Consider the following 5,127-nt stretch of genomic DNA (forward strand, 5'->3'; position numbering starts at 1 on the left):
TAATTGACACCCATCATTCACACCTCATCATTTTATTTTATTGTACGATAAAAAAACCCTAGATAATAGAGGGCGACTGACTGTTTTTTATCAGTGTCTATTATCTAGGGTCCAGTTTAAAGAGAATAGACCGTTTTTATTAAATAGTTATGAAATACTGCTTGTGCTCAATTGATCGACTGCGACTATGGCATTTGCTACATCTTCCGGTGTAATATCCGCTGAAAGATTTACCATTGTTTCGCCTTCTTGTGTAGCTGCTTCACCAACTTTATATAAATCTTCAAAAGTAACATCCTCCAAATGCATCTCTTTTAAGGTCGTTGGCAAGTTAAGGGCTTTATAAAAATTAATATATTTTTGTAATTCTTCATCTGAATGGAGCTCTAACATAAGATGAACTAATGTTCCATAAGCCACTTTTTCACCGTGTGTTAAATGGTGGATATCTCCATCCAGAACCGTGAAGCCATTATGGATCGCATGAGCTCCTGCCAAGCCACCACTTTCAAATCCTAATCCCGAAAGTAGCGTGTTTGCTTCAACAACCGCTTCTACTTGCTTTGTCACAAGCCCTTGTTGGACAGCTTTATATGCAGGAATACCATATTTTAGTAACGTTTCCTCACATGTTTTCGCAATGGCTTCGGCTGCGAGACTTGTTTTACCACCAGCCATGGCGTTTCCACCACTTTTAATGGTTGCTCTAGCTTCAACCCATGTTGCCATCGCATCAGCAATTCCTGAGGAGAAGAAACGAGGAGGAGCCTTTGCTACCACAGCTGTGTCAACGAGAACGAGATCGGGATTTTTATTATAAAATTTATATGATTCAAAAACGCCTTCATCACTATAAATAACAGATAAAGCACTCGTTGGAGCATCAGTTGAAGCAGTTGTTGGCACAATGACTACACCTACATCAAGACCATCAGCAATCGCTTTAGCTGAATCTAGGGTTTTACCTCCACCAACACCGATAACAAAATCAACATGATGGGATTTTCCTTCTTCAACCACTCGGTTAATTTCATTTAGTGATGCTTCACCATAAAATTCAACATAGTGAAACTCAATTTTTTCATTTTTTAATGCGTTGTCAATTGTTTCTCCTGTAATTTTCCAAACGACGTCATCCGATAAAATAAGAGGTTTTTTACCAATCGTTTTTACATGCTTTCCAATTTGTTTAAGTTCACCTTTTCCTTGAATATATTTACTAGGTGATGTGAAAATAGTTGCTGACATTGCTACTCACTCCTCTTTTGATCATTTACATATTTAGTTTAACCTTATTTAAAATCTAAGTCTAGCCTTTGTGATCGACTTCACAAATTGTCCATTATTTCTAGACTTAACAAATATATCATTTGGTATATTCCCTTAATATATTATATTTATACATTTACCTTTGAGGAGTGCGTTTATATTTAAGCTAGTTAGATTAATATATTTTTTGACTATTATTTATCATTTTTTTCGTATTTTACCACCTTCCTCAACTCCTGATTCATAAATTGATCGGTCTCGTCTTTTCCGTATTTAGACATTGAGATTTTATAAAATACAACCCCTAGTAACGACCACACCAAAATGATTAACCATTCATATGGCCAAATAAGAGCTGACGGCATACCAGGCATATATAGTATAGCAATCCCAATCGCCATCACAGTTGCAATCCATCCAATAGAAGTTCCGCCTTTTAACTTAAATGGCCGAACCATTAAGGGTGATTTTTTTCGTAAAATAATAAAGGAAATAGCTACCATTAGCCAAGCAACCACTAACCCTAGGCCACCCGCATCAACCAACCATTCAAGAGCTGGACGACCCAATAATGGAGCAAATGTTGAAAGAACACCGATTAATAAAATCGCTTTATGAGGTGTATTATACTTTGGATGAAGTTCACCTAATGATTTAGGTAGCATTCCTGCCTTGGCAAGCGCGTAAATAGCTCGACTTCCTCCAACATAAAATCCAATCCAACTTGTTAAAATACCACCAATACCACCAAGAACAAGGAGATTCCCCATAAATTGACTACCATTAAATGCTTTCACCACGGCATCAGCAGTGACGAGATTAGACTCGGCCATTTCACTCGGACTTAACATATGAGATACTCCAAATATTATTGCGATATACCATATTACTGCTAATATGACGGATAAAATTAATAACTGACCAATTCGTCGTTGTGGTAAATTAATCTCTTCAGCTGCTTGAGGAATGACATCGAAACCCACAAACATAAAGGGGGTCATAATTACTACAATTAACAAACCAGTCACTCCATTTTCAAAGAAAGGTTGCATCGTCTGGACGTTCCCTGAGACAGTACTACCGGTAATTAGCATAATTCCAGCTAAAATAATGAGTAAAGTGAAAATGAAATTGACCGCCGTTGAAAATTTAATCCCTCGATAATTGATCCAAGCAATTAAAATTGAACCTAAAATTCCTACCCCTGCCCACGTTATGGTGACGTCCCAACCTGATATTGTATATAAGTATCCTTTACTATAGGTTGGTATTAAATATTCAAAAACAGTTGGTAAAGCTACCGCTTCAAAAGCAACAACAGAGACATATCCGAGAATAATCGCCCATGTTGTTATAAATGATGCTAATCTCCCCATAGCTTTAAAACTATAATAAAGTTCTCCTCCAGCAAGTGGGACTGACGAGGCTAATTCGGCATAAGTAAGACCGACAAAAACAACCATAGTACCACCAATCATAAATGCGAGAATCGCACCTAAAGAACCAGCCTCTGTGATCCAAAGACCTGTCGTAACAACCCAACCCCAACCAATCATGGCACCAAAAGCTAAAGCTAACACATCTTTATTCCCTAAAATCTTTAAGAGTTTCTGCTCTTTCATTTTCGTGCTCCCCCTTCGCACATTAAGTTAACAATCCCTTTTGGACAGCTTGTAACGCATCATGAAGTCTTTCAAGTAAGCTATTCATTTGTTCTTCAGTCATTATAAGTGGAGGCGAGAAACAGATAATATCCGTTCCTCCGTAAGTCACTCCACGGCAAATAACGCCCCTTTCATGCAGAGTTTCTATAACTTTAGAGGTTACATTTGATGTTGGTGAAAATCGTTCATGTGTTATTGGATTTTTCGCAAGCTCGATGGCACCTAATAGCCCAAGAGTTCTAACTTCGGAAACAATCTTTACTTTGTGTTTTAAATCTAAAAAACCCTGATAAAGTTTTTCACCCATGACACGAGCATTTTCAACCAGATTTTCCCGTTCAATAATTTCAATGTTTTTCAGACCGACAGCTGCAGCAGTGGGATGGCCACTGTACGTAAAACCATGGAACAAGACCCCCTCTGATTTTTTCTTCATAGTGTCGTGAATATGATCAGAAATAACGACACCACCTAATGGGATATAACCACTAGACACCCCTTTCGCAAAGGTCATCACATCAGGTAATACGTTCCAGTGTTCTAGACCAAACATTTTTCCTGTACGTCCGAATCCCGTAATTACTTCATCGGCGATAAATAAAATACCAAACTCATCACAAAGCTTTCTGATTTCTATAAAATAGTCTTGCGGTGGAATGAGAACACCACCTGCCCCTTGAACAGGTTCAGCAATAAAAGCAGCGATGGTTTCTGCTCCTTCTTCTTGGATGACTTGTCTAAGTGAGAGAAGTGATTCTTTGGCTGATAATTTATAAGGTGATTTTACATGGTAAAAATCTTGCATTAAGTGCCCGGCCATTTTCCAGAAATCAGCAATACCTGTTGCACTCGTTGCCCCTGCTGCTACACCGTGATACCCACGTTTAAGTGAGATAATCTTTCTTTTTTCAGGCTTACCTTGAATTTTCCAGTAGTGTCTGACCAATTTAAAAGCAGTATCGTTTGACTCTGAACCACCAGATGTAAAAAAGACTGCATTCATACTTTTTGGGGATAACTGAGCAATTTTTTCCGCCAATTTAATGGCAGGTTCATGACTGAATGAAGAGAAAGCAGAGCTAAATGCTAGGGATTCCATTTGTTTTGCAGCTGTGGCTGCCAACTCTTTTCGTCCGTGTCCTACATTGACATTCCAGAGTGAAGACATAGCATCAATGTATTTGTTGTCATTCGTATCTGTTAAATAAATCCCATCTCCACTTTTCATAATAGCTTTAGGTCCCTCTAGTTGTTGTTGCTGGATGGAAGATGTCGGATGAATAAAGTGCTTTTTATCCAACTCAATTAATCGATCCAATGTATTACCTCCTTTGTTTTTTCATTTATAGTTTAAGTTATGATGACTGAGATTCACTTCCTAGTATTTATATTTATTTTTAAATCGCTATAAATAGAACCAAATCAGTGACTCAACGGGGATCACGAAGACACTTCTATTTACCAAAGGTCAAACATTGAGTACACTTAATATAGATAACACTTGAGGAGAGGATAACGATGGATTTAAATATGTGGTATGACAAAGGACTAACACCTGAAGAATACTTAGATACTTTGGCATCTCATAAAGATAATTGCTTACATATATACAACAACTTTACGTTACCAGAGGATGAAGAAATACTTACAAAGATTAAAGAAAAGAATCTTAGAGTGATTGCCCTCGCCGAAGTATGGTGTGGCCACTGCATGCTATGTGTTCCTATTTTATTGCGCCTAGCTGAAAAAACAGGCATGCCCGTTAAACTTTTACCAAGAGACGAGAACTTAAAATTAATGGATCAATATCAAACAGATGGTAAGCGCATTATACCGATATTTGTCTTTATTGATGAAAAGGGAAATGAAATTGCTAAATGGGGACCAATGTCAGAAACCACTAGGAAGTTTGTGGATGAGGAGAAAAAGAACCTTCCATCAAAAGATGCTGATGATTATAAAGAGAAGTTTAAGGAATTTGCAAAAGTAACCTCGAAAGAATTCGCGGAGAATCGTGATATTTGGGAGGGAACGTATGAAAGTATTGTAGGTGAACTAATTTAAGATGAGCAATTAAAACATACTAAGATTAGTGGGTAATGTCATCGACGGATGACATTACCCACTATTTTCTTTTTATAAGGTATAGTGAGAAGTGAAAGAAAGCCCGACCGAAGCCTCAGGGATCACGAAT

General features: G+C 37.6%; 4 protein-coding genes. 1 reads left to right on the plus strand and 3 read right to left on the minus strand.

From position 1 onward, the window contains the following. Positions 1 to 147 precede the first annotated feature (147 nt). The 3 genes from KQI49_RS18215 to KQI49_RS18225 all read right to left on the minus strand — a co-directional run bounded on the left by KQI49_RS18215 (position 148) and on the right by KQI49_RS18225 (position 4,251). Positions 148 to 1,248, minus strand: coding sequence for a glycerol dehydrogenase (locus tag KQI49_RS18215; RefSeq protein ID WP_216490996.1), 1,101 nt, complete (start codon positions 1,246 to 1,248; stop codon positions 148 to 150). Positions 1,249 to 1,463: 215 nt separating this feature from the next. Next, positions 1,464 to 2,891 (minus strand): APC family permease, encoded by a 1,428-nt coding sequence (locus KQI49_RS18220; protein ID WP_216490997.1) that lies wholly within the window; start codon positions 2,889 to 2,891, stop codon positions 1,464 to 1,466. 22 nt (positions 2,892 to 2,913) lie between these two features. Further along, positions 2,914 to 4,251 (minus strand): aminotransferase family protein, encoded by a 1,338-nt coding sequence (locus KQI49_RS18225; RefSeq protein WP_253286927.1) that lies wholly within the window; start codon positions 4,249 to 4,251, stop codon positions 2,914 to 2,916. Positions 4,252 to 4,451: 200 nt separating this feature from the next. Here KQI49_RS18225 and KQI49_RS18230 point away from each other — a divergent pair, with 200 nt between their 5' ends. After that, the gene (locus KQI49_RS18230; protein WP_216490998.1) at positions 4,452 to 4,997 is read left to right on the plus strand and encodes a thioredoxin family protein; all 546 of its coding nucleotides are present in this window, start codon (positions 4,452 to 4,454) and stop codon (positions 4,995 to 4,997) included. Positions 4,998 to 5,127 lie beyond the last annotated feature (130 nt).

Origin of the sequence: Virgibacillus sp. MSJ-26 (assembly GCF_018918075.1) — a bacterium.
Lineage (GTDB): Bacteria > Bacillota > Bacilli > Bacillales > Amphibacillaceae > MSJ-26.

What these genes read in the sequence shown, in the direction of transcription:
- KQI49_RS18215 (WP_216490996.1), bottom strand. Translation starts at nt 1,248, where the DNA reads ATGTCAGCAACTATTTTCACATCACCTAGTAAATATATTCAAGGAAAA.
- KQI49_RS18220 (WP_216490997.1), bottom strand. Translation starts at nt 2,891, where the DNA reads ATGAAAGAGCAGAAACTCTTAAAGATTTTAGGGAATAAAGATGTGTTA.
- KQI49_RS18230 (WP_216490998.1), top strand. Translation starts at nt 4,452, where the DNA reads ATGGATTTAAATATGTGGTATGACAAAGGACTAACACCTGAAGAATAC.